Here is a 21,110-nt window from a genome sequence, read left to right on the forward strand (position 1 = left end):
GAATGAAAGAGTGGAAATAATGGAAATACGTAAAGATAAACCGGGAACCCTATTTTTTGTTTTTTTTGGACTGCTTAGTTTTGTCGGCACGATGTCTTTGTATGACCGATTTGGGAATCTTCAAATGAAAATGCTGGCGGCTTCCGACAACATGCTTTTTTGCTCTGATGTAAGCATATTTTACAGCTTGTTGCTGACCTTCATTTGTATACCTTACACCGTTAGAAAAGTGATAACATCCAAAGGCTATCAAGGGCGTTTGCAGCCTCCTTTATCCTTGATTCTTCTAGTCGTAGGGCTGACGCTGCTATGCAATGCCTTTTTTCAATATCAAAATATTGGGAAAAACAGCATTGTCATAAGAGAAGGACTAATCTCCAGCACCAAACATTACGATATGGAGGATGTCACTTCTGTCCATGCCTATTATCAAAAAGGGTTAAAAGGCGCACTTTACCTGAAGTATGATCTGACGCTAAACGACGGAAAAAAAATCGATGCCGCCTTGTCTGACGAGTTTTACAATAAAGCGGACGAACTTGACAAGCTCCTGCAGCGGCAAGGAATACATATTGAAAGAAGCGGAATCAAAAAGAAAGATCAGGCCCAGCTGGAAAAACATGCGGGTTCCAAGGCGAACTATAAAGTGATGAAAAGGATCTTAAACGGTACAAATCATAGATAGGAAGGATAAATATGAAGAGGGATGACACGGATAAACGCGCAAAGGTGAAAGTCATTCAGTTTGATCAACATCAACATGCTTTAACCGAATTAGAACAGCGCTGTGAAACTTTTGCTGATGTCGGCGGATTAGAAGACATTAAAAAGAAAATCAACATGGACTTTATTTTGCCTTTGCAAAATCCTGAGTATTTTAAAGCGTTTGGAAAAGCGACGGGAGGAAGCCTTCTTCTGTTTGGCCCGCCGGGATGCGGAAAAACATTTATCGCGAAAGCGATTGCCGGAGAGATCCAAGCAAACTTTATACACTTGGAGCTTCAGGCGATATTGTCCATGTATGTTGGGCAGAGTGAACATAATCTGCATGACATTTTTGAAAAAGCGCGTGATAACAGTCCTTGCGTTCTTTTTATTGATGAGCTTGATTCAATCGGGGGGAATCGGCAGGGAATGAGCCAGTATCATGACAGGGTGCTGGTCAATCAGTTGCTGATAGAATTAGACGGTTTAGGGTCGTTTAATGACGGCGTGTATGTGATCGGTGCAACGAATACACCGTGGTATTTAGATCCTGCCTTACGCCGTCCCGGCAGATTTAATAAGATGGTATTTATGCCGCCTCCATCCGAAGAAGAACGTGTCGACATTTTAAATTTAAAGCTGTCCGGCAAGCCGCATAATCAGATTGATGCACTGAAAATCGCCAAAAAGACTTGCCATTTTTCGGGGGCTGATTTAGAACAGTTGGTCAGCGATGCTTTAGATCAGGCGATCGAACGGTCGCTTCGGCAAGGAAAGCTGTCGCCTGTCCAACAAACAGATCTTGAAACCAGCCTTCAAGGGAGAGTGCCTTCAACGCTTGAGTGGTTTTCAACAGCGAAAAACTACGCCATGTTTAGTGATGCGAATAAAGAATATCAATCCGTTCTTGATTATATGAAGAGGACCAAGCTGAAATAGGTTACCTCCACATTTTAAAGGATCACCCGATCAAAAGGAGAATGACAAAAATGAAAAAGCCGTTTCAATTACCAGAAAAAATGGCCCGATACCGCAGGCAATTCGAACAATCAGCGCGGGATTTTTTGAAGCTGAACACGAGAAAAGGAAAAACAGGCCGATATGAAAGCAAACTGGCCGGCGATCCTTATTTTCCAAAGTCTGAACAGTATCCTGTGGATTCGCAGGGAAAGCCGATGAAACTGCTTGCGCAAATTAATTTTTCAGACATGCCCCGCCTTGAGAATTTCCCGGAATCCGGGATTCTGCTTTTTTTCATTTCGGTCAGTGATGATGTTTACGGTTTGAATTTTGACGATCCGTGTGAACAGTCGAGTTTTTGCATCAAGTATTTTGAGAATATCACCCAAAATGAAGACGAGCTTGTCGACGACTTTTCGTTTGTGAAGCTTGAGGATGAGCTGGCTTTTCCGATTGGATGCGAAGCTTCAATCACGCCTGACATAGGGTTTGAACTTGTCTCTGCGTCTGACTTTCAATTTGAGCGATACGCAGGAACGGATGCTTGGACATTCTTTGAGCAATTCGGCGATCAAGAGGAAACGGTGTTTGATGAATACCATGAAATGCACGGCGGCTTTTCCCATAAGATCGGGGGCTATGCAGCCTTCACGCAAGATGATCCGAGAGAAGGCGATTATCAAGAACATACCGTTCTGCTATTGCAAATTGATTCTGATGAGGACATTGATGCCATGTGGGGAGATGTCGGGATTGCCAATTTTTTTATAAGGCCTGATGATTTAAAGAATAAGGACTTTTCAAACGTATTGTATAATTGGGACTGTCATTAACGAAAAAAACAGCTGTCTATAGCAGACAGCTGTTTTATTTAACCCGTAATAGCCGAAGCGTTCAGGGTAAATAACTCCTCGAGTTCATGCTCAGAAAGCTCGGTGATCCAATTTTCGCTTTGGATGATTTGATCGTTGAGCGATTGCTTCGATTCGAGCATTTGGTCGATTTTTTCTTCAATTGTGCCGGTGGTGATCAGTTTATGAACGTGGACGAACCGTTTCTGTCCAATTCTGTAGGCGCGGTCTGTCGCCTGATTTTCAACCGCGGGATTCCACCATCTGTCATAATGGATGACGTGATTGGCGGCCGTCAAATTGAGGCCTGTGCCCCCGGCTTTTAATGATAAGATCAGAATCGGAAATTCCTTGTTCTGAAACTGCTCCACCATTTTGTCCCGTTCAAGCTTGGATAAACTGCCGTTCAGAAACTTGACCGGTTCGCCGAATGACTTCTCGAGCAGGCGCTTCATCATATCTCCCATCCCGAGATATTGGGTGAAAATCAGGCAGCTTTCATCGCTTTCGCGAATCGTCTTCGTCAGCTCCAGCAGTTTTTCGAGCTTGACTGACCTTCCGTTAAGGAGCTCGCTCCCGGTCTCTTTTAAGTAAAGGGCAGGGTGGCCGCAGATTTGTTTGAGCTTGCCGAGCATGCTTAAGATGAGAGCTTTGCGCTGCATTCCGGCAAGGCTTGACATATGTTCAAACGTATCTTTGACAAGCTGTTCATATAGTGAAGCCTGTTCTGCGGAGAGCGGGATGAACTCTTTTTCTTCCTGTTTTTCAGGCAGGTTGAGCGCGACTTCCTTGTCCTGCTTTGTCCGTCTTAATAAAAATGGTTTGATCAGCTGCTGGAGCTGTTCGATCCGTTTTTCGTCGCGGTCTTTTTCAATCGGCAGGACAAAACGCTTATGGAAGCTGCCGAGGCTTCCGAGATAGCCTTTGTTCATGAAATCGTAGATCGACCACAGCTCCGTCAGGCGGTTTTCCATCGGAGTCCCGCTGAGCGCGATATGATGCAGGCCTTTCAGTTTTCTGATTGAACGGGATTGCTTCGTGTGCGCATTTTTTATGTTTTGGGCTTCGTCAAGGCAGATGCAGTTCCAGGCGACGCTGCTGAGATCGTCAAAGTCGGATTGGGCGAGGCCGTATGACGTCAAGACGATATCGGCATCTTTGTAAGATTCCTGAAACGCTTCACCTTTAGGGCGTTTTGGCCCGTAATGGAGCGCTGCCGTCAGGCCGGGCGCGAAGGTCTCAAGCTCGCGCTGCCAGTTCCCGAGGACGGAAGTCGGTGCAATGATGAGAGACGGCGTTTGTTGCCCCTGTTCTTTTAAATAGGCGAAATAGGCGATCATCTGAATGGTCTTTCCGAGCCCCATATCATCTGCCAGGCAGGCCCCGAAGCCGCAGTTTCTGAGAAAAATCAGCCAGTTCAAACCGTCTTCCTGATAAGCTCTGAGCGTTCCGTGAAAATATTTGCTGACCGGGTATGACGGGAGATCATCGCGCTGGCTCAGCTTTCTGATCATGTTTTTCAGCTGATAGGACAGTTCAAACCGCACATCGCTGAATGCGGAAGCATCGAACAGATCATCATCCTCGCGGGTTTCGCTCCGCTCCGTCAGCTCGCGCGCCAGGATGTCAGACATATGAAGCCCCTCTGTTTCTGCTCGCTCCATCAGCTTTTTCATTTGTTTGATAAAATTCGGATCGATTTTGATCCACTGTCCGCGTATGTTGACAAGCCGTCTTTTATTGGCGACAAGCTGCTCGAATTCTTCCTCTGTGAGTTCGATTCCATTAGTAGCAAAACGCCAGTTGAAGTCCATCAATGCATTCATTCCGACAAAAGACTCGCCGCGGGGAGCCGATGACACTTTCGCTTTCAACAGCATATTGCTGTCTCTCACGATTTGCCACCATGACGGCAGCAGAATTTCAATTCCCATGCTGACAAGTGTTTCGCTTGCTTCTGATAGGAAGATCCATGCTTCTTCTTCCGTTAAAAGCATCGTCCCCGATTCGATCGTCAGCCAGGGCACGATTTGGCGGAATCTGTCTTGTTCACGGGCGATTTTATCAGCGTATGTCTGCCAAGATTTTTTCAGCCTGTTCAAGCCTTCAAAGAACTGAATGGCGCCGCTTTTTTTGTCGCGCAAAAACAGTTCGATTTTCCAATCGTCTCCGTCAAAGTCAGGTTCATTTAAGCGGAGTCCGACAGTAAACGGCACAGGGTTTTCATGCCAGCCGATCGTTTCAAGAAAATCGTCTTCATCGAGAAAGTGTCCCTGAAATGTAGTGACGGCGGGAGAATGTGCGACAATCGATTCCCATTTTGCTTTTAACTCGTCATTGTAGTTGATGTAGTCTTCGACAGCGTGTGAAAACCATTCAGCTGTATAGCCTTCCAAAATCCCTTCTTTATCTTTCCAGCGCAGCACCTCTTGCTTCCATGCTTCATAGTCGGGAAGAAAGTCTTCATCTGCGATAAACTCATAAATGGTGGAAGCCGTTTTCATCAAAGGTTCAGTTTCCTCGGTGAGGATGATGTCGCTGTAAGAATTAAATGAGTTTTTGCCGAGAAATTCGACCGCCATCCACGGGGACAGCAGAACCGCCGGAGTATCTAAATCGGCATCTTCGAGAAACGTTCCGTAAAAAGACGATTCGTGCCACTGAAACAAATGCCTTTCCATTTCATTCCGCGCGAGAAACTGATGATCCCCGTCATGACAAGATAAAATGAATGTATAGTCTTCTGATTGTTCGACATGTATCACGATTTCCTTAAGACTCGCCATCGATCAACTTTCCTTTCTTAAGCTCCTCCTGGAAGGCTCTCAGCCGTTTATAGCGGGCTGAAAACTGCTCCATAAACCGGTTCCAGACATCCTGTTTTTTCGATTTTTTATAAAGGGTGCGCAGCTTTTTTAATTGTTTGACGGCTTCTTTGTAGCTTGAGCGGTTTTTTTGTTCAACCAGCCCGGAAATTTCTCTGTGATAGGAAGGAATCAATGCTTCAGGAGCCGCTGCTGCAATATCTTTCAAGGCGTTCTGCCCGATCTCAGAGATTGAAAAACCGACAAGGCTGTGGATCTCCATCCACTCCGTAAAGCGGTTTTTGTTATATAAAAAATGGCTGTATTCAGTAAACGTATAAGGAAGACACTTTTTGCAATACCGTTCATATACATGCTCTTCTTTTGCGTTTTTGCTGTAATCGCTCAGAAACAGGAAGAATTCGCTTAATACATCGCGTATTTCCCGGTACGGCTTATCCAGTCTGCAGAAGCCGGCTGCAAGCTGCTCAAGGTATTCATACCATTTTTTCAAGCGCTTCCAGTCTTTTTTGGCGGTCATGACACTGAGCCATTGAAACGTATAAGGAAGGATCTCCGGTGAAAACGATCCGGCCTGATCGAGAATTACATCGTCGTTTTTCAGCAGAAATTCAAGATGCAGCCTGCCGAATTGTATTTCAGGGGACGGCTCCCTATCGTTGAGCACATCGAGCTCCTGCTTCAGCCAGTTTGGCCGGGACAGAAGCGCACTCCAGATTTCCCCGAAAATCCGCAGCCTTTCATACTGGAAAATGTCTTTCTTGAGCAGCAGTTCCCGAATCACGCCGGGGGTTTTTTCTAAAAACGGGTCAAGGGAGAACGATAGCGCATATGTTTTCAGTTCATCGATCGAGCTGTAGATCGTATCCATCAGCTGTTCGATATAAGGATTCAGCGTGTAAAAATCCTTTTCCGGATCTATGCGCCCTTTCTCGACGAGCGAATGCATGGCTAGCCATGTCGCGAGAGCCGCGTGTATTTGATACATTTTTTTCAGCTCCGGCTCCGCAGGCGTCCGCTTTTTTAAAGCTGAAAAATACCCGTAGTAAAGGTATTGCATCGTTTGCTGGTTTTTGGGCGTTTGCTCCTCCCATCGTCTGAATTCCGTTTTGAAAAACGAGGTCCATTGATCGAGCGTGTGGCTGCGGGGCTTCATTCCGCGCTGAAGCTGTCCGAGAATCTCCCGGTTTTCGCGGTGTTTTTGCGCTTCTTTCCAAAACTCCGTAAACGTTCCCAATCGATCATATTGTGCATATAGATATAAGTAAACGGCAAGCACATGCCGGCAGATGTTTTGAGCAGGGCAGGAACAGCTGCTTTTTTTAACGTCGGAGAGGTCGATGAAGACCTTTACCGGGACCACGTCCTGGACGTAAGCGTTGACCGTATGCCCGCTCATCGGCTTGACCCGATAGACGGAATCCTGTCTGTATAAAATAAGGGCTTTTTTCATGAGCTGAATGTTTTCTTCTGTGCACGGCAGTACATGCTTAAACTGTTCAGCTGCATCCATGACAACCGTTTTTGAGATCATGTCTTGAAGCATGTCTATCGCTCCTAACCGAATGGCTTTTAAAAAGTTTCCAATCTCTCTATTATAGCTTAATCAATCCGTCCAAAAAAGATTTTCTCTGGAAAAGGACATAAAAACGGACGGGTGTCGAATAATGTAATAGACTATGGCAAATCGATTCTTTACATCATATAATTTGAAATATAATCAGAAATGTTTTAATTTATGGAAGCTGAAAGGAAAAGGATATGGATGACAAGGAATTGAATCAGGAAGAATTTTTGAGAATTCTTATGCATGCGTATGACGTTGGTGAAAAATCAAAAGACATAACGACGAAAGAACTTCTTGAAGATCTCATTCTTCATATCAAAAATGGATATACGACGTAAAAGGTGTGCAAACTGCGGTTTGCACACTTTTTCGTTCAGCAAAATGTGCGCAGGTCCTGCAAAAGTCGATATTTAATACCATATAAAGACGCGGTTTCCCCGGTATCTCCCGTTATTTGTCAGGATTCATTTCTTTCGGAAACGAAATAACCATGTATAATCAAGGGTAGGTGTTTAATTTGCTGAAAATTTAAATAAATACGCGAATTAAAGGGAGGTTTTTATGAGAGATCATATCGGCTTTAAAGATGTGTTCATCATTTTGAAAAAAAGATTCGTTCTGATCGCACTGATCACCATTGCGGCCGCTCTGTCCAGCGCTGCCGTCAACTTTTATTGGCTCACACCCGTCTATCAGGCATCCGCCCAAATCCTCATCAACGGCCGTCAAACATCGAACTTCACCGACATTCAGACCAACCTTGAACTTATCAACACGTACAACGTCATTATGAAAAGCCCGATTATCTTAAACAAGGTTAAAGACGAACTTAACCTTCCGGAAACCGCTGAAGACTTGAAGCAAAAAATCACAGTTATCAGCGAAAATGAATCACAGATTGTCAGTATCTCCGCGACTGACAAGGATTATTCCAAGGCGGCGGACATCGCGAACACAGTCGTTGCCGTATTCCAAAGGGACATTGACGGCATTATGGGTGAAAATACTGAAGTCAGCCTTGTTGCGAAAGCCAATCCCGATCATACGCCTGTTCCCGTCAGCCCGAACAAGAAGTTCAACATCGCTGTTTTTACAGGATTCGGCCTGCTGTTTAGTGCAGGGCTTGCATTTTTGCTCGAGCTTTTGAAAAATACCGTTCGAAATGAAGAAGACATCGAAAAAGAGCTGAACGTTCACGTGTTGGGAAATATTCTGTATGTGAGACCGAAAAAAGGACAGGCCCCGAAGCTGGAAAGCTTTGTCGGCAAAGATCATACGTTCTAAAACGGGAAAACACGGGGAGGTCGCCTATGATCGATATTCATTGCCACATTCTTGCGGACATTGATGATGGAGCAGCATGTATGAATGACAGTATAGAAATGGCTAAACAAGCTGCCCGTCAAGGGATTCATACGATTATCGCCACACCTCACCACCGAAACGGTGTATACGAACATCAAAAAGAGGCCATTCTTGCAGCTGTTTCGGATTTAAAGACGAGGGTGCAAAAGGAAAACATCCCGGTTCTCATTACCCCCGGACAGGAAATCCGCCTGTACGGCGAATTGAAGCGCGATCTTGAGCGCGGCAGACTGCTCAGTCTCGCCGGCACAAAATATTTGCTGATTGAACTTCCTTACCACCATGTTCCGCGGTATGCCGAAAAGCTGCTGTTCGATCTCCAGTTAAATGGTTACATTCCGATTATCGCACACCCCGAGCGGAACCTTGAATTGATGGAGAATCCCGATCTGCTGTACCGCCTCGTCAAAAACGGCGCGTGCGTCCAGCTAACATGTTCAAGTCTTGCCGGCCGCTTTGGCAGAAGTGTCAAACGGCTCGCCCGCCGCTTTCTTGAAGCGAACCTCGTCCACTTTATCGCATCAGACGCCCACAACCTCACGACCCGATCTTTCTTTTTTGATGCAGTAGAAAACGATTACGGCCGCGATTTTTTGAACGTGTTTACAGAAAACGCGGGCCTGCTCCTGGAAAACCGGGATATTCATAAAGAAACACCGCGTCCCGTCAAAAAGAAAAAGCTGATGGGCCTGCTGTGAAAGCTATTCACAAAAGCCCGTCAGCCAAAATGTCAGCGCCGGTTATGCGGCGCTGATTTTTTATATCATCCGATAGAAAGCGGCCGGACGTCCCTCTCTACAACAGCGGAATGACAAGCCCGCCGTAAGCAAAGGCGGCCACGATTAGGAAAGCTGGATGGACGCGGAACTTCGTCAAGGCCACCAAAGAGATTAGCGCGATGACAAGTGATTGAACAAAGCCGATCGACTTGATCGCATCACCGCCGATTTCCCACGTCAAAAGAAGCATCATCATGGCGATAACCGGCTGAACCGACAAGGTCATTCCTTTGACGATTGGCGACTGGCGGTAGCGGCCGATCAGCTTGAGCAGCAAAACGAGCGCGATGGCCGAAGGCAGTACAGTTGCGGCAAGAGCAATGAAGACACCGGGCCATCCGAGCACGCTGTAGCCGACATAAGCGGCGATTTTTGTGGCGATCGGGCCCGGCAGAGCGTTTGCAAGCGCAAGCATGTTTGAAAATTCCTCTTTTGACAGCCAGTGAAAATGCTGAACAACTTCTTCAAAATTAAGCGGAATTGAAGCCGGCCCGCCCCCGTAGCCCAATAAGTTTGCAATAAAGAAAGCCCAAAACAAATAAAAGATGATCATGAAGCGGACACTCCTTTATCCTTTTCCCGGGCCGCTTTTTTTCTTAATTTAAAGTGGAACGCGCCATACGTTAAAAACAGGATGACAATGATGCCGGGGTGGATGGAAAACACTTGAAGACCCAAAAACGCAAGAATAAAGAAAAGCACGCCGGTCAGCAAGCCGAAGCCTTTCAATGCTTTTTGCCCAAATTCGTAAGCCATGATGCCGAGCATGACGGCGATGACAGGGGTGACAGCGCCGATCATGCTGCTTACGATTTTTGAGTGGCTGAGCACATTAACGGCTGCGAATAAGGCGGCCATCGCAGCGCACGTCGGCATGATATGGGCGGCTGTGGCAACGACAGCACCCGGAACGCCTTTGACTTTATGACCTAAATATGCCGACATTTTCGTGGCGATCGGCCCGGGCAGCGCATTGGCAATCGCCAAAATTTCCCCGAATTCATCATCATCGATCCATTTGAACTTAGAAACGGCTTCATGACGGATCAGTGGGATAACGGACGGGCCGCCGCCAAATCCCAATATCCCCGTTCTTGTCATTGCGATGATCAGTTCCCGGTAAGGGTGCTTCATTTTGCGTTTCCTCCTATTCAGTTAAAGCTTCATTCCCATTCGGCTCTTATATCGTTTAATCAGCATCTGGCAGTCGACGCTCACAACGCCTTTCAGGGGATACAGGCGCTTCGTCAAAAATTCCTCCATCTCCTGATCATTTGCGAAAATGCCGTGCATATGCAGCTTGCTCGGCCCTGTCATATGATAGAGGCTTGTCACGGCAGGCTCCTTTTCCAAAGCAACAGCAACAGCCTCTAAATATTGGGGTTCGACTTCAACGTTGAAAAACACCGATACGTGAATCCCGACCTTGACTGGATTGATGACGGCTGTGAATTTTTCAATGATGCCTTCTTCAATCAAGTTGTTGATCCGCGTCTGTACAGCAACTCTTGAGAGTCCCACGCGCTTTCCCAAATCGGTATAAGAGATTCTTCCTTCCTCATGCAAGATCGAAAGGATTTTTTTATCCGTTTCATCAAGAATTAAATTTGGCATATGGTAGTCGAGGCTCACAAATGTCCCTTCCTTTCTGTTTGGTCATTATCATTCGAAATTGCTTGTCAATCGCATTATAAATGAACATTTTGTAAATTGTATCATAATACGGGTTTCGATATGAATCATTTTAACGTTTTTTTAATACTTATTGAAAAAGGGTGTTAGTTTTTCTTCCCTGAAAGTAGCGCCTCTTTTAACGGGCCACTATACTTCAAAAGACAAATGGATGCTTGAAAGGAAGGAAGGAGCTATGGAGAAGCTGAAGATCGGTTCGAAACAAATGGTTGTCAGTCCTCATTATCTCGCTTCGCTTGCAGGCAGCAGCATCATGGAGAAGGGAGGAAACGCGTTTGACGCGGCTGTTGCAGTAAGCGCGTGCCTTGCTGTTGTCTATCCGCATATGACAGGACTCGGAGGGGATGCCTTTTGGCTGATGTATCACAGTGGCAGTGGTGAGATTAAAGGGTACAATGGCAGCGGGCGGTCGGGGCGGAAAGCGGACCGGGATCAGTATAAAGGAGAGCATGCCATTCCGGTCAGGGGCATAAGGAGTGCGATTACCGTGCCGGGGATGGTGGACAGCTGGGCCGAAATACTGGCTGCGTACGGCCGTTTATCGCTTCGAGAGGTGCTGAAGCCGGCGATCATGTATGCAGAAAAGGGTTTCCCGGTCTCGCCTGATCAATGTCAAAACACGGTGAAAAACGCTGAATGGCTTTCCGGTATGCCGATAACTGCAGATATTTATCTTCCGGGAGGAAAACCGCCCTCTCCGGGTGAGCGCTTTGTGCAAAAAGAGCTCGCGCGCACTTTGGCGATGATCGCTGAGAAAGGAAGAGACGCCTTTTATAAAGGAGAAATTGCCCAAGCTTCAGCAGCCTATCTGCAAAACAACGGAGGTATCTTGACCCTTGAAGATTTCGAGCGGCATCAAGGGGAATGGGTGTCTCCGCTTTCATCCACATACAGAGAATATGCGATCTATCAAATGCCTCCGAATTCACAAGGATTTACCGGTCTTATGACATTGAATATTTTAGAAAACTACGACTTTGGCACGATCGAGCACGGTTCTTTCGAGTATTATCATCTGCTCATCGAAGCATTGAAATTAAGCTTTTCCGACTGCAACAAAGTATTGACTGACCCGGAATTCTCCCAAATACCGCTTGGACGACTGCTGGACAAAGGGTATGCGCGGGAGCTGGCCGCAAAAATCGGACTGCCGGCGCTTCAGGTGGAGAGCCAGCCGCTCGGCAGCGATACAGCTTATGCAGCAGCAGTAGATGAAGACGGGAATGCTGTTTCGTTTATTCAAAGTTTGTATTTCGAATTCGGCTCTGGGGTGACAGTTGGAGATACCGGCGTCATTTTGGAGAACAGAGGGTCGTTTTTCTCGCTTGATCCTGACCATGTCAATACGCTGGAGCCGGGAAAAAGAACTTTTCATACGCTGATGCCCGCCATGGCGTTCAGGGGCGGGAAGCCGAAATTCCTTTACGGAACGCAGGGGGGAGAAGGACAGCCGCAGACGCAGACGGCTCTTATTACGAGAATGATAGATTACGGGATGGATCCTCAAACAGCCGTTCATGAACCGAGATGGGTATGGGGCAGAACATGGGGAGAGCGGGTGGAAGGTGTAAGAATAGAAAGCAGAGTGACGCCTGAAGTGATCGCAAAACTGCGAAAGCATGGGCATCATGTAACCGTTGTCGGCGACTTTGACGGTGTGATGGGTCATGCCGGTATCATTGAGATTGATGATCAAGGTTTCCTGAGAGGGGGAAGCGATCCGAGAAGCGATGGGGCAGCAATCGGCATTTAACTACGTTTTCAAAACGCGCAAACGTCAATACGAGGAAAAAACCCCGTGAACAAGGAGGATTTGTCCACGGGGTTTTTTCTATCCGGCTATGAGCGTTGATCCGAGATTTCGATGAAATGCTTAAGCGCCGGATTGCGGTTGTCCTTTCGATGCGCGGTAATCCATTCGGCGCGAAGGGGAAAGTCTTCGATTTCTTTGTATACAACATCAAGGTTAAATAATCGTTTAGCCGCCGTAGGCACGACGGCGATTCCCATTCCGGCCGATACGAGGCCGATCACCATTTGGTATTCTGTAGCTTCCTGGGCGATGTTGGGGATAAACCCGGCTTTTTCACACAAGAAATTGAATTCCGTGTATAAAGAGGGCCACGCTTCTTTGGCAATGACAATCAGTGATTCGTCTTCAAGATCTTTCAAATAAACCCGGGGTTTTTCTGTCAGCGGGTGGTGTTTCGGAAGTGCAAGGACACAGTGGCTTTTCTTCACCGTGTATGACTTCAGTTCGTCGTTTCCCAACGGGGGGTGCAGCACCCCGATGTCAATATGTCCGTTTAGCAGTGCATCGACCTGATTGGGGGTTGAAAGCTCCCGAAGATCAATCTGCACGGACGGGAACCGGTTTCGGTATTCCCTGATGATAGGAGGCATGATCTCGTATGTTGCGGAGCCGACAAAGCCGATCACGAGTCTGCCCAGCTCCCCGCGGGCCGTCCGCTGAGCCATGTCGACGGCCTGATCAATCTGGGAAAGTCCTTCCTTGATTTGTTTTAAAAAGACCCCGCCTGCCGCCGTCAGCCTGACAGCTCTTTTTGACCTCTTCAGCAAGGTGACGCCTATTTCACTTTCTAGTTGTTTAATCTGCTGGCTGAGCGGAGGCTGAGTCATGTTCAGCCGAAGAGCTGCTTTTCCGAAATGCAGTTCTTCGGCAACAACCATAAAATAACGAAGATGGCGCAGCTCCATTAATCACTCATTCCTTTCTGAATGCGATTTCAGTCGTTTTACATATTAATTGTAAGACAAAGAAGTATTGGAAAACAATTTCCACAAGATGTATATTTAATAATACAATAATTTTATTAAAAATTCATTGTAAATGAATGAAAATGGAGGAGTGAGGGCTTTGAATAATGTAGCCGCTAAAAATGAAACTCTTACTGTAAGAGGAGCAGAGCTTGTGGTGGATAGTCTCATTCAGCAAGGTGTCACTCATGTTTTCGGTATTCCGGGAGCAAAAATCGATGCGGTGTTTGACGTATTGAAAGACAAGGGGCCTGAATTGATCGTTTGCCGTCACGAGCAGAATGCAGCATTTATGGCGGCGGCAGTCGGACGATTGACTGGAAAGCCCGGTGTTTGCCTGGTGACTTCAGGTCCGGGAGCGTCTAATTTAGCGACCGGTCTTGTAACAGCCAATACAGAAGGAGATCCGGTTGTTGCCCTGGCGGGTGCTGTAAAAAGAGCGGATCGTCTCAAAAAAACTCATCAATCGATGGATAATGCGGCGTTGTTTCAGCCGATTACGAAATATAGCGCAGAAGTGGAAGATGCGAACAACATCCCTGAGGCTGTAACCAATGCATTTAGAGCGGCGGCTTCTGGACAGGCTGGCGCAGCGTTTCTCAGCTTTCCGCAAGACGTTACGGCCGGTCCGGCAACTGCCAAGCCGGTAAAAACCATGCCGGCGCCGAAGCTGGGCGCGGCTCCGGACGAACAAATCAGCGCGGCCATCGCCAAAATTCACAATGCGAACCTTCCTGTCGTGCTTGTCGGAATGAAAGGCGGAAGACCTGAAGCGATTGAAGCTGTTCGCCGTCTGCTAAGGAAAGTGAAGCTGCCGTTTGTTGAAACATACCAAGCAGCGGGTACGCTGTCTCACGATTTGGAAGATCAGTACTTCGGCCGGATCGGATTATTCCGCAATCAGCCCGGAGATCTTTTATTGGAAAAAGCAGATGTCGTTTTGACGGTCGGCTATGATCCGATTGAATACGATCCGGTCTTTTGGAATGGAAAAGGCGAGCGAAGCGTGATTCATCTTGACGAAATACAAGCTGATATCGATCATGACTATCAGCCTGAAATCGAATTGATCGGCGATATCGCAGAGACGTTAAACCATATCGAACATGATTCTTTGCCGGTTTCTATCGATGAGTCATTTGCACCTGTGCTTGATTATTTGAAGAAAGCGCTGGAGGAGCAAAGCGAGCCTCCTAAAGAAACAAAAGCGGATCTTGTTCATCCGCTGCAAATCGTTCGCGATTTGCGTGATTTGCTGAGTGATGACATAACGGTGACATGCGACATCGGCTCCCATGCGATTTGGATGTCAAGATATTTCCGCACCTACCGTCCGCATGGACTGCTGATTTCCAACGGCATGCAGACGCTTGGCGTGGCTTTGCCGTGGGCGATTGCAGCAACGCTAGTCAATCCGGGACAGAAAGTCGTGTCTGTTTCCGGGGACGGGGGCTTCCTGTTCTCCGCGATGGAGCTTGAGACAGCGGTCAGATTAAAAGCGCCGATTGTTCACATTGTCTGGAATGACAGCACATACGATATGGTTGCTTTCCAGCAGGAGATGAAATACAAGCGGACGTCAGGAGTCGACTTCGGCGGAATCGATATTGTAAAATATGCTGAAAGCTTTGGAGCAAAAGGTTTGAGGGTCAATTCGCCTGACGAATTGGCAGAGGTGCTTAAAGCTGGTCTTGATGCAGAGGGGCCGGTTGTCATTGATATTCCGGTTGATTACAGTGACAACATTCATTTGGCCGATCAGCGTTTTCCAAAAAACTTTGAGGAACATTTTAAAAAAGAAGCCTCTAAGCAATCTTGATCACAGCATGTCCAGTCACAACGAACAAAATCAAGGGAGTGAAAAGAGGAAAATGAAAAGTGCAAGCAAACAAAAAATCATTCAGCCCGTTGATAAGAACCTCGATCAAGTCTATCAGGTCTCAACGATGGTATCTTTATTGGACGGAATTTACGACGGGGATTTTTATATGTCCGAAGCGAAGGAGCACGGAGACTTCGGGATTGGGACGTTCAACCGGCTCGACGGCGAGCTGATCGGTTTTGACGGTGAGTTTTACCGTCTCCGTTCCGATGGAAAGGCCTATCCTGTTCAAGGAAGCGATTGTTCTCCGTTTTGCTCGCTGGCTTTCTTCCGGCCGGATATCTATCACGAAATCAAGCAGCGGATGCCGCTTGAGGCGTTCGAAGAAGAAATGAAACGGATCATGCCGAGTGAAAACCTGTTTTACGCGATCCGCATGGACGGAACCTTTAAGAAAGTCAAAACGAGAACGGTTGAACTTCAGGAAAAACCGTACGTGCCGATGGTTGATGCGGTAAAATCGCAGCCGATCTTTGATTTTAATGATATTAAAGGGACGATCGTCGGCTTTTGGACACCGCAATATGCCAACGGAATCGCAGTTTCCGGTTTTCATCTTCACTTTATTGATGAAGACCGCAATGTCGGCGGACACGTTTTCGATTATGAAATCGAAGAATGCACGGTGCAAATTTCTCAAAAACTCAATATGAATCTCAGATTGCCGAATACGCAAGATTTCTTTAAAGCGGATCTCAATAAACACGATCTTGCAGCCGGAATTGAAGCGGCCGAAGGCAATCCCGAGTAAATGAAAAAGCCCTCTTTGAAAAGAGGGCTTTTTTGCTTTCGCTGAGCTTCCTTAAACCAATGACTCGTATGCTGAGGACCGGAATCCAACGGGCCGTTTTGCTAAAGGGGTCTGACAGGATCGTCTATGTTCCTTTGCAATCCGATCCGTCCCGGACGCTTGTGTTTGCTTATCCGGAAACATGCTATTTGAGTTGGGCGGCAAGGGCTTTTATGGAGATGGTCAAAAAAAATCAGACCTCCGTATATGAAGAGGTCTGATTTCTTCGTTACTTTTTCGTTTCCAGTTTGAGCGGTGCGGGTATCGTTTTTTCAACTTTTTTGCCGTTCAAAATATCGCGGGCCGCTTGTACTGCGAGCTTGCCGATCAATTCGGGCTGCTGGGCGATCGTGGCCGACATGTCTCCGGCCTGAACCGCTTTAACCGCATCTTCATTGCCGTCGAAGCCGACGACAAGAATCTCTTTTCCTGAACTTCTGATCGCTTCAATCGCGCCGAGCGCCATTTCGTCATTATGGGCGAAAACCGCCTGGATATCAGGGTTTCCTTGAAGGAGGTTCTCCATGACGTTCAACCCTTTTGTCCTGTCAAAATCGGCTGTTTGCTTTGCGATGACATTCAGCTTGTCATCAGCGGTCTTATGAAACCCTGAGCCCCGTTCCCTTGTTGCTGATGCACCGGGGACGCCTTCAAGCTCAGCCACTTTTGCGCCTTTACCGAGCTGCTGCACGATAAAGTCCGCTGCCATTTGTCCGCCTTTTACGTTATCTGACGCGACGAGCGTTTCTACTTTTCCGTTTTCAGCGGAGCGGTCAAGAGTGACGACCGGAATGCCAAGCGAATTGGCCGATTGGACTGCCGTTGAGATGGCGGAGGAGTCCGCCGGATTGATCAATAAGGCGTCAACGCCTTGCTGAAGAAGATCTTCGACATCATTCGTCTGCTTTGCCGAATCGTCCTGTGCATCCACGACAATCACTTCAATTCCTTGTTTTTTGGCTTCTTTGACAACTCCGTTCTTTAATGAAACGAAAAACGGATTTTTCAAAGTTGAGACAGATAAACCGATTTTGATATCCGTTCCTTTTTCTTTATTCGGTTTTGCCCATTCCGGCGGCTCGAGCGAGCAGGCGGACAGAAACAGAAGCGCCAATGCGGTGAAAACCGTTAATGTTTTTTTCATCAGTATAGCCCTCCTTAAGCGGATTTCTTGCGGTCCAGCAGGACTGCGATCAAAATGACGACACCTTTGACGACCATTTGGAAAAAGGAAGAGACGCCAAGCAGGTTCAAGCCGTTATTCAACGTTCCGATAATCAGGACGCCGATGAGTGTGCCGGCAATTCGTCCTCTTCCTCCGGCAAGGCTTGTACCGCCTAATACGACTGCGGCAATGGCGTCGAGTTCATAGGAAGTGCCTGCCGTCGGCTGGGCTGAGTTAAGCCGTGACGTCAAGATGGCTCCAGCCAACGCGGATAATAGGCCGGCAAGAGAATAAATCATCATTTTGACGCGCGGAACTTTAATGCCCGAGATCAGGGCCGCTTTTTCATTTCCGCCGATTGCATACGTGCGGCGGCCGAAAGGCGTTTTGTGAAGAATCACCCAGAGGATGATAAAGGCGGCCGCCATTGTAATCGCAGGGACGGGGATGCCTAAAAAGTAGCCGCGCCCGAAAAGCTGGAAGCCGTAGTGATTGCCGAGCCCTGTAATCGGATTTCCGTCTGTGTAAACCATCGTCAATCCGCGGAAAATCGTCATTGTGGCAAGCGTTGCGATGAACGGGGCCATTTTACCTTTCGTGATTAACAGCCCGTTGACCAAGCCGAGCAGGGCTCCGATCAGGCAGCCGATGATGACGGCGAAAACAGGATCGATGCCGCCGGCGATCATTCCGGCGATCAATGCGCTCGACAGCGCCAAAATCGCTCCGACGGAAAGGTCGATGCCGCCGGTCAAAATGACAAAGGTCATGCCAAACGCGATCAGCGCATTAATAGCGACTTGTCTTAACAAGTTTAAAATATTTAACGGTTCTAAAAAGCTCGGATTTAATAATGATACGATGACGACGAGAATGATCAGGCCGAGAAACGGACCGAGCTTTTGCATTACAGAATCGACATTAAGGCTTTTTCTCACAGCCGGTTGAGTTTTCATGTTACCGCCCTCCTGTAGCGAGTGTCATAATTCGTTCTTGCGTGGCATCATTTCTTGATAGTTCACCGCTTAGCGTTCCTTCATGGATCACAAGGACGCGGTCGCTCATCCCGAGAATCTCGGGGAGCTCTGAAGAGACCATGACGATCGCGACGCCGCGGTCTGTCAGCTCGTTCATCAGCTGATAAATCTCCCTTTTCGCGCCGACATCGACGCCTCGGGTTGGCTCATCCAAAATCAGCACTTTAGGACCGATGCCGATCCATTTGGCGATAACCACTTTTTGCTGGTTCCCTCCTGAAAGGTTTCGCGCGTGGGTTTCCGGCGATTCCGTTTTGATTGTCAGCCGCTTGATCAGAAGGTCGACAAATTCCTGCTCGCTTTTTTTGTCGATCCATCCTTTCGGTGAAAAGCTGGCGAGATTCGGAAGGGCGATATTTTCCTTGATGGACGTGTCGAGCACAAGTCCTTCATCCTTGCGGTTCTCGGTAATAAAGCCGATTCCCTTTTGAACGGCATCGCTCGGTTTTTTGAGCGTCGCTTTTTTGCCTTCGATGAAAATGTCTCCCGAGTCAAGCGGATCGAGCCCGAAAACCGCCCTCATCAGCTCGGTGCGCCCGGCTCCCATCAGTCCTGAAATCCCGACGATTTCGCCAGAGCGGACGGTGAAGCTGATATTTTGGAAGACTCCTTTTTTGGATGCATGCTTGACTTCGAGGACGACGGGTCCCGGATTTGGCTGTCTTTCAGGATAGCGTTCGGTCAGCTCCCGTCCGACCATCTTTTTCACCACTTCATGAAAGTCGGTGTCGGGAATCCGTTTCGTGTCCACCGTTTTTCCGTCGCGCATCACCGTGATCCGGTCGCAAATCGTGAAGATTTCTTCCATGCGGTGGGATATATAGACGATGGAGACGCCGTTTTTCTTTAATGATCTGATGACGCCGAACAGTTTTTCAATTTCTCTTTCTGTCAACGCTGCCGTCGGTTCATCCATGATGATCACTTTCGCGTCTGTCATGAGCGCTTTTGCGATTTCGATCATTTGCTGTTGGCCGACGGAACAGTCTCCGGCTTCTTTTTCAAGAGAAATCGAGACTCCGAGTCTTTCAAGTTGTTCTTTTGCTAGCGCTTTCATTTTCTTGTTATTTAAAAATCCAAGTTTGGAAGAAAGCTCTCTGCCGATAAATAGATTTTCCAAAACGGTCATTTCAGGCCAAATGTTCAGCTCCTGATGAATAAAGGCGATGCCGTTCTGTTCGGCTTCCTTTGGATCTGAAAAATACGTTTCTTTTCCGTCGATCTCGATCGTTCCGCTGTCCAGCCTGTGAAGTCCTGTCAACAGATTCATGAGTGTCGACTTTCCGGCGCCGTTTTCTCCCATTAAAGCGTGAACTTCACCTTCCTGAAGTTCGAAAGAAACGCCGGACAGCACCTGGTTTTGGCCAAAAGCTTTAAAAATGTCCTTCATTTTAATATGCATGGGCTATCCCTTCTTTCCAGATGTAGAATGTAAACATCTAAAAGATCACTCCCGCGTGCAAGATGCAATTTGCATAAGGTGTTGCTTCCCCTGTGCGAATGACCGCTTTTGCATGGCTCGTCGCCTTTTTGAATGCTTCGTGCGGGATATAGTCAATTTTCCGGTTTGAAAATTCCGCTTTTAAAAATGCGGCCTGTTCGGGATTGACGCTTTCTATTTCTTCGGCTGCCGTCACTTTTTCGACGGCCATTTCATCGGCGATAAGCTTTGTGACCTCTTGAAATCCGGGCGTACCTAATGTCAGTGCGAGATCGATTTTAGGGACGCCGGGAGGAACGGGCAGACCGGCGTCCGCGATGACGATGGTATCGGTATGCCCGAGATCGGCCAGCAATTTTGCGATATGGCTGTTTAAAATCCCGTGTTTTTTCATGACAGTTCACGCTCCACTTCATTCCGTTTTGGCATGCCGCCTTGTGCGCCGAATTTCAGAACCGACAGGGAAGCCGCCCGGTTTGCAAAGCGCAAGGCAGATTCGATGCTTTGTCCTTCGGAAAGCGCAACGGCCAATCCCGCATTGAAGGTGTCTCCGGCTCCCGTCGTATCAATCGCGTTGACGGGGAATGAAGGAACGACCCTTTCTTCCAGACCATTGTGATAGCGGACCCCGTTTTTCCCTTCTGTGATGAACAGCTTCTCCGGATAGCGCTTTAACGCTTCCTCCCGGGACATGCCCTGAAACAGTACCGAAGCTTCATGCTCGTTTGGTGTGATGTAGGCCGCATTCTCGATCGTTTCCGGGCGAATCGGACGGGCTGGTGCCGGATTCAGCAGGAGGGGAATGCCGAGCGAGCTGCACAGTCCGCTGGCATAATCGACGGTTTCTTCCGGAATTTCCTGCTGAATCATCACGATATCAGCCTGTTTAATTGCAGGCAGCGCCTTTTGAACGTATTCAGGTGTGACATGGTCATTTGCCCCTTTGACGACGATGATACTGTTGTCGCCGTCTGCGAGAACGATATGTGCGGTGCCGCTTTCCTGACCTGTAACCGGTTCCACATAGTCTGTCAAAACACCATTGGCTTGAAAATTGTCGAGGATGGCTTTTCCGTAATGGTCATCGCCGACGCAGCCGATCATATGGACCTCTGCACCAAGCCGGGCCGCCGCGACCGCCTGGTTGGCACCCTTTCCGCCCGGAACCGTTTTAAAAGATTCGCCAAGCACCGTTTCTCCGGCGGCCGGCCGCTTGGGCGATGTCACGACTAAATCCATCGAAGAACTGCCAATCACGCATATTTTACTCATT

The 21,110-nt window shown here is 47.7% G+C and carries 20 protein-coding genes; 9 read left to right on the forward strand and 11 right to left on the reverse strand.

Features of this window, described 5'->3' with window-relative positions; genetic code table 11:
- The first annotated feature begins 19 nt into the window (after window positions 1–19).
- Genes H2R00_RS17550 through H2R00_RS17560 form a run of 3 tightly spaced genes read left to right on the forward strand, consistent with a single transcriptional unit; the run spans window position 20 to window position 2,498 of the window.
- Window positions 20–685, forward strand: a complete 666-nt coding sequence (locus H2R00_RS17550) for a hypothetical protein (RefSeq protein ID WP_182069948.1) — start codon at window positions 20–22, stop codon at window positions 683–685.
- Between the two features lie 11 nt (window positions 686–696).
- Window positions 697–1,644, forward strand: a complete 948-nt coding sequence (locus H2R00_RS17555) for an ATP-binding protein (protein ID WP_182069949.1) — start codon at window positions 697–699, stop codon at window positions 1,642–1,644.
- Between the two features lie 50 nt (window positions 1,645–1,694).
- Window positions 1,695–2,498, forward strand: coding sequence for a YwqG family protein (locus tag H2R00_RS17560; protein WP_182069950.1), 804 nt, complete (start codon window positions 1,695–1,697; stop codon window positions 2,496–2,498).
- Window positions 2,499–2,536: 38 nt separating this feature from the next.
- Here the strand turns inward: H2R00_RS17560 and H2R00_RS17565 are convergent, their stop codons facing one another.
- Together H2R00_RS17565 and H2R00_RS17570 are read right to left on the reverse strand one after the other, a co-directional pair.
- Window positions 2,537–5,302: a DEAD/DEAH box helicase gene (locus H2R00_RS17565; protein ID WP_182069951.1), complete on the reverse strand. Its 2,766-nt coding sequence runs from the start codon at window positions 5,300–5,302 to the stop codon at window positions 2,537–2,539.
- Window positions 5,289–6,887 (reverse strand): SWIM zinc finger family protein, encoded by a 1,599-nt coding sequence (locus H2R00_RS17570; RefSeq protein WP_182069952.1) that lies wholly within the window; start codon window positions 6,885–6,887, stop codon window positions 5,289–5,291. The genes H2R00_RS17565 and H2R00_RS17570 overlap by 14 nt, the downstream gene beginning before the upstream one ends.
- Before the next feature lie 215 nt (window positions 6,888–7,102).
- Between H2R00_RS17570 and H2R00_RS17575 the strand changes: the two genes are divergently transcribed.
- From H2R00_RS17575 to H2R00_RS17585, 3 genes are all read left to right on the forward strand, one after another.
- Window positions 7,103–7,246 (forward strand): YwzD family small protein, encoded by a 144-nt coding sequence (locus H2R00_RS17575; protein ID WP_003185866.1) that lies wholly within the window; start codon window positions 7,103–7,105, stop codon window positions 7,244–7,246.
- 223 nt (window positions 7,247–7,469) lie between these two features.
- Window positions 7,470–8,192 (forward strand): YveK family protein, encoded by a 723-nt coding sequence (locus H2R00_RS17580; protein WP_154994680.1) that lies wholly within the window; start codon window positions 7,470–7,472, stop codon window positions 8,190–8,192.
- A 26-nt stretch (window positions 8,193–8,218) separates the two neighbouring features.
- On the forward strand, window positions 8,219–8,971 hold the full coding sequence (locus H2R00_RS17585; RefSeq protein WP_154994678.1) for a tyrosine-protein phosphatase: 753 nt from the start codon (window positions 8,219–8,221) through the stop codon (window positions 8,969–8,971).
- Window positions 8,972–9,068: 97 nt separating this feature from the next.
- Here H2R00_RS17585 and chrA read toward each other — a convergent pair whose 3' ends face one another.
- The 3 genes from chrA to chrS are packed head-to-tail and all read right to left on the reverse strand — an operon-like array spanning window position 9,069 to window position 10,666.
- Window positions 9,069–9,605 carry a chromate efflux transporter ChrA gene (gene chrA, locus H2R00_RS17590; RefSeq protein WP_154994675.1) on the reverse strand — a complete coding sequence of 179 codons (537 nt, stop codon included), beginning with the start codon at window positions 9,603–9,605 and terminating at the stop codon, window positions 9,069–9,071.
- Entirely contained in the window at window positions 9,602–10,186 is a 585-nt protein-coding gene (chrB, locus tag H2R00_RS17595) for a chromate efflux transporter ChrB (protein WP_154994673.1), read from the reverse strand. Before chrB ends, chrA begins: the two co-directional genes overlap by 4 nt.
- A 21-nt stretch (window positions 10,187–10,207) precedes the next feature.
- Entirely contained in the window at window positions 10,208–10,666 is a 459-nt protein-coding gene (gene chrS, locus H2R00_RS17600) for a chromate efflux transcriptional regulator ChrS (protein ID WP_202604308.1), read from the reverse strand.
- A 253-nt stretch (window positions 10,667–10,919) separates the two neighbouring features.
- Between chrS and ggt the strand changes: the two genes are divergently transcribed.
- Complete coding sequence (ggt, locus tag H2R00_RS17605; protein ID WP_182069953.1) at window positions 10,920–12,497, forward strand: gamma-glutamyltransferase; 1,578 nt, start codon at window positions 10,920–10,922, stop codon at window positions 12,495–12,497.
- A gap of 86 nt (window positions 12,498–12,583) precedes the next feature.
- Here the strand turns inward: ggt and alsR are convergent, their stop codons facing one another.
- Window positions 12,584–13,462, reverse strand: coding sequence for an acetoin biosynthesis transcriptional regulator AlsR (gene alsR, locus H2R00_RS17610; RefSeq protein WP_154999535.1), 879 nt, complete (start codon window positions 13,460–13,462; stop codon window positions 12,584–12,586).
- 160 nt (window positions 13,463–13,622) lie between these two features.
- Here alsR and alsS point away from each other — a divergent pair, with 160 nt between their 5' ends.
- Both alsS and budA read left to right on the forward strand, forming a co-directional pair.
- Window positions 13,623–15,341 carry an acetolactate synthase AlsS gene (gene alsS, locus H2R00_RS17615; RefSeq protein WP_154999536.1) on the forward strand — a complete coding sequence of 573 codons (1,719 nt, stop codon included), beginning with the start codon at window positions 13,623–13,625 and terminating at the stop codon, window positions 15,339–15,341.
- A 52-nt stretch (window positions 15,342–15,393) separates the two neighbouring features.
- Window positions 15,394–16,155 (forward strand): acetolactate decarboxylase, encoded by a 762-nt coding sequence (gene budA, locus H2R00_RS17620; RefSeq protein WP_154999537.1) that lies wholly within the window; start codon window positions 15,394–15,396, stop codon window positions 16,153–16,155.
- 268 nt (window positions 16,156–16,423) lie between these two features.
- Here budA and rbsB read toward each other — a convergent pair whose 3' ends face one another.
- The 5 genes from rbsB to rbsK are packed head-to-tail and all read right to left on the reverse strand — an operon-like array spanning window position 16,424 to window position 21,109.
- Window positions 16,424–17,338 (reverse strand): ribose ABC transporter substrate-binding protein RbsB, encoded by a 915-nt coding sequence (gene rbsB / locus H2R00_RS17625; protein ID WP_020453176.1) that lies wholly within the window; start codon window positions 17,336–17,338, stop codon window positions 16,424–16,426.
- Between the two features lie 14 nt (window positions 17,339–17,352).
- A complete protein-coding gene (gene rbsC / locus H2R00_RS17630; RefSeq protein WP_043926529.1) occupies window positions 17,353–18,315 on the reverse strand; it encodes a ribose ABC transporter permease RbsC in 963 nt (320 codons plus the stop codon).
- Window position 18,316: 1 nt separating this feature from the next.
- Window positions 18,317–19,798, reverse strand: coding sequence for a sugar ABC transporter ATP-binding protein (locus H2R00_RS17635; protein ID WP_154999538.1), 1,482 nt, complete (start codon window positions 19,796–19,798; stop codon window positions 18,317–18,319).
- A 37-nt stretch (window positions 19,799–19,835) separates the two neighbouring features.
- A complete protein-coding gene (gene rbsD, locus H2R00_RS17640) occupies window positions 19,836–20,231 on the reverse strand; it encodes a D-ribose pyranase (RefSeq protein WP_154999539.1) in 396 nt (131 codons plus the stop codon).
- The gene (gene rbsK, locus H2R00_RS17645; RefSeq protein ID WP_182069954.1) at window positions 20,228–21,109 is read right to left on the reverse strand and encodes a ribokinase; all 882 of its coding nucleotides are present in this window, start codon (window positions 21,107–21,109) and stop codon (window positions 20,228–20,230) included. Before rbsK ends, rbsD begins: the two co-directional genes overlap by 4 nt.
- Window position 21,110 lies beyond the last annotated feature (1 nt).

The sequence above is a fragment of the Bacillus haynesii genome (assembly GCF_014042035.1).
GTDB classification, from domain to species: Bacteria; Bacillota; Bacilli; order Bacillales; family Bacillaceae; genus Bacillus; species Bacillus haynesii.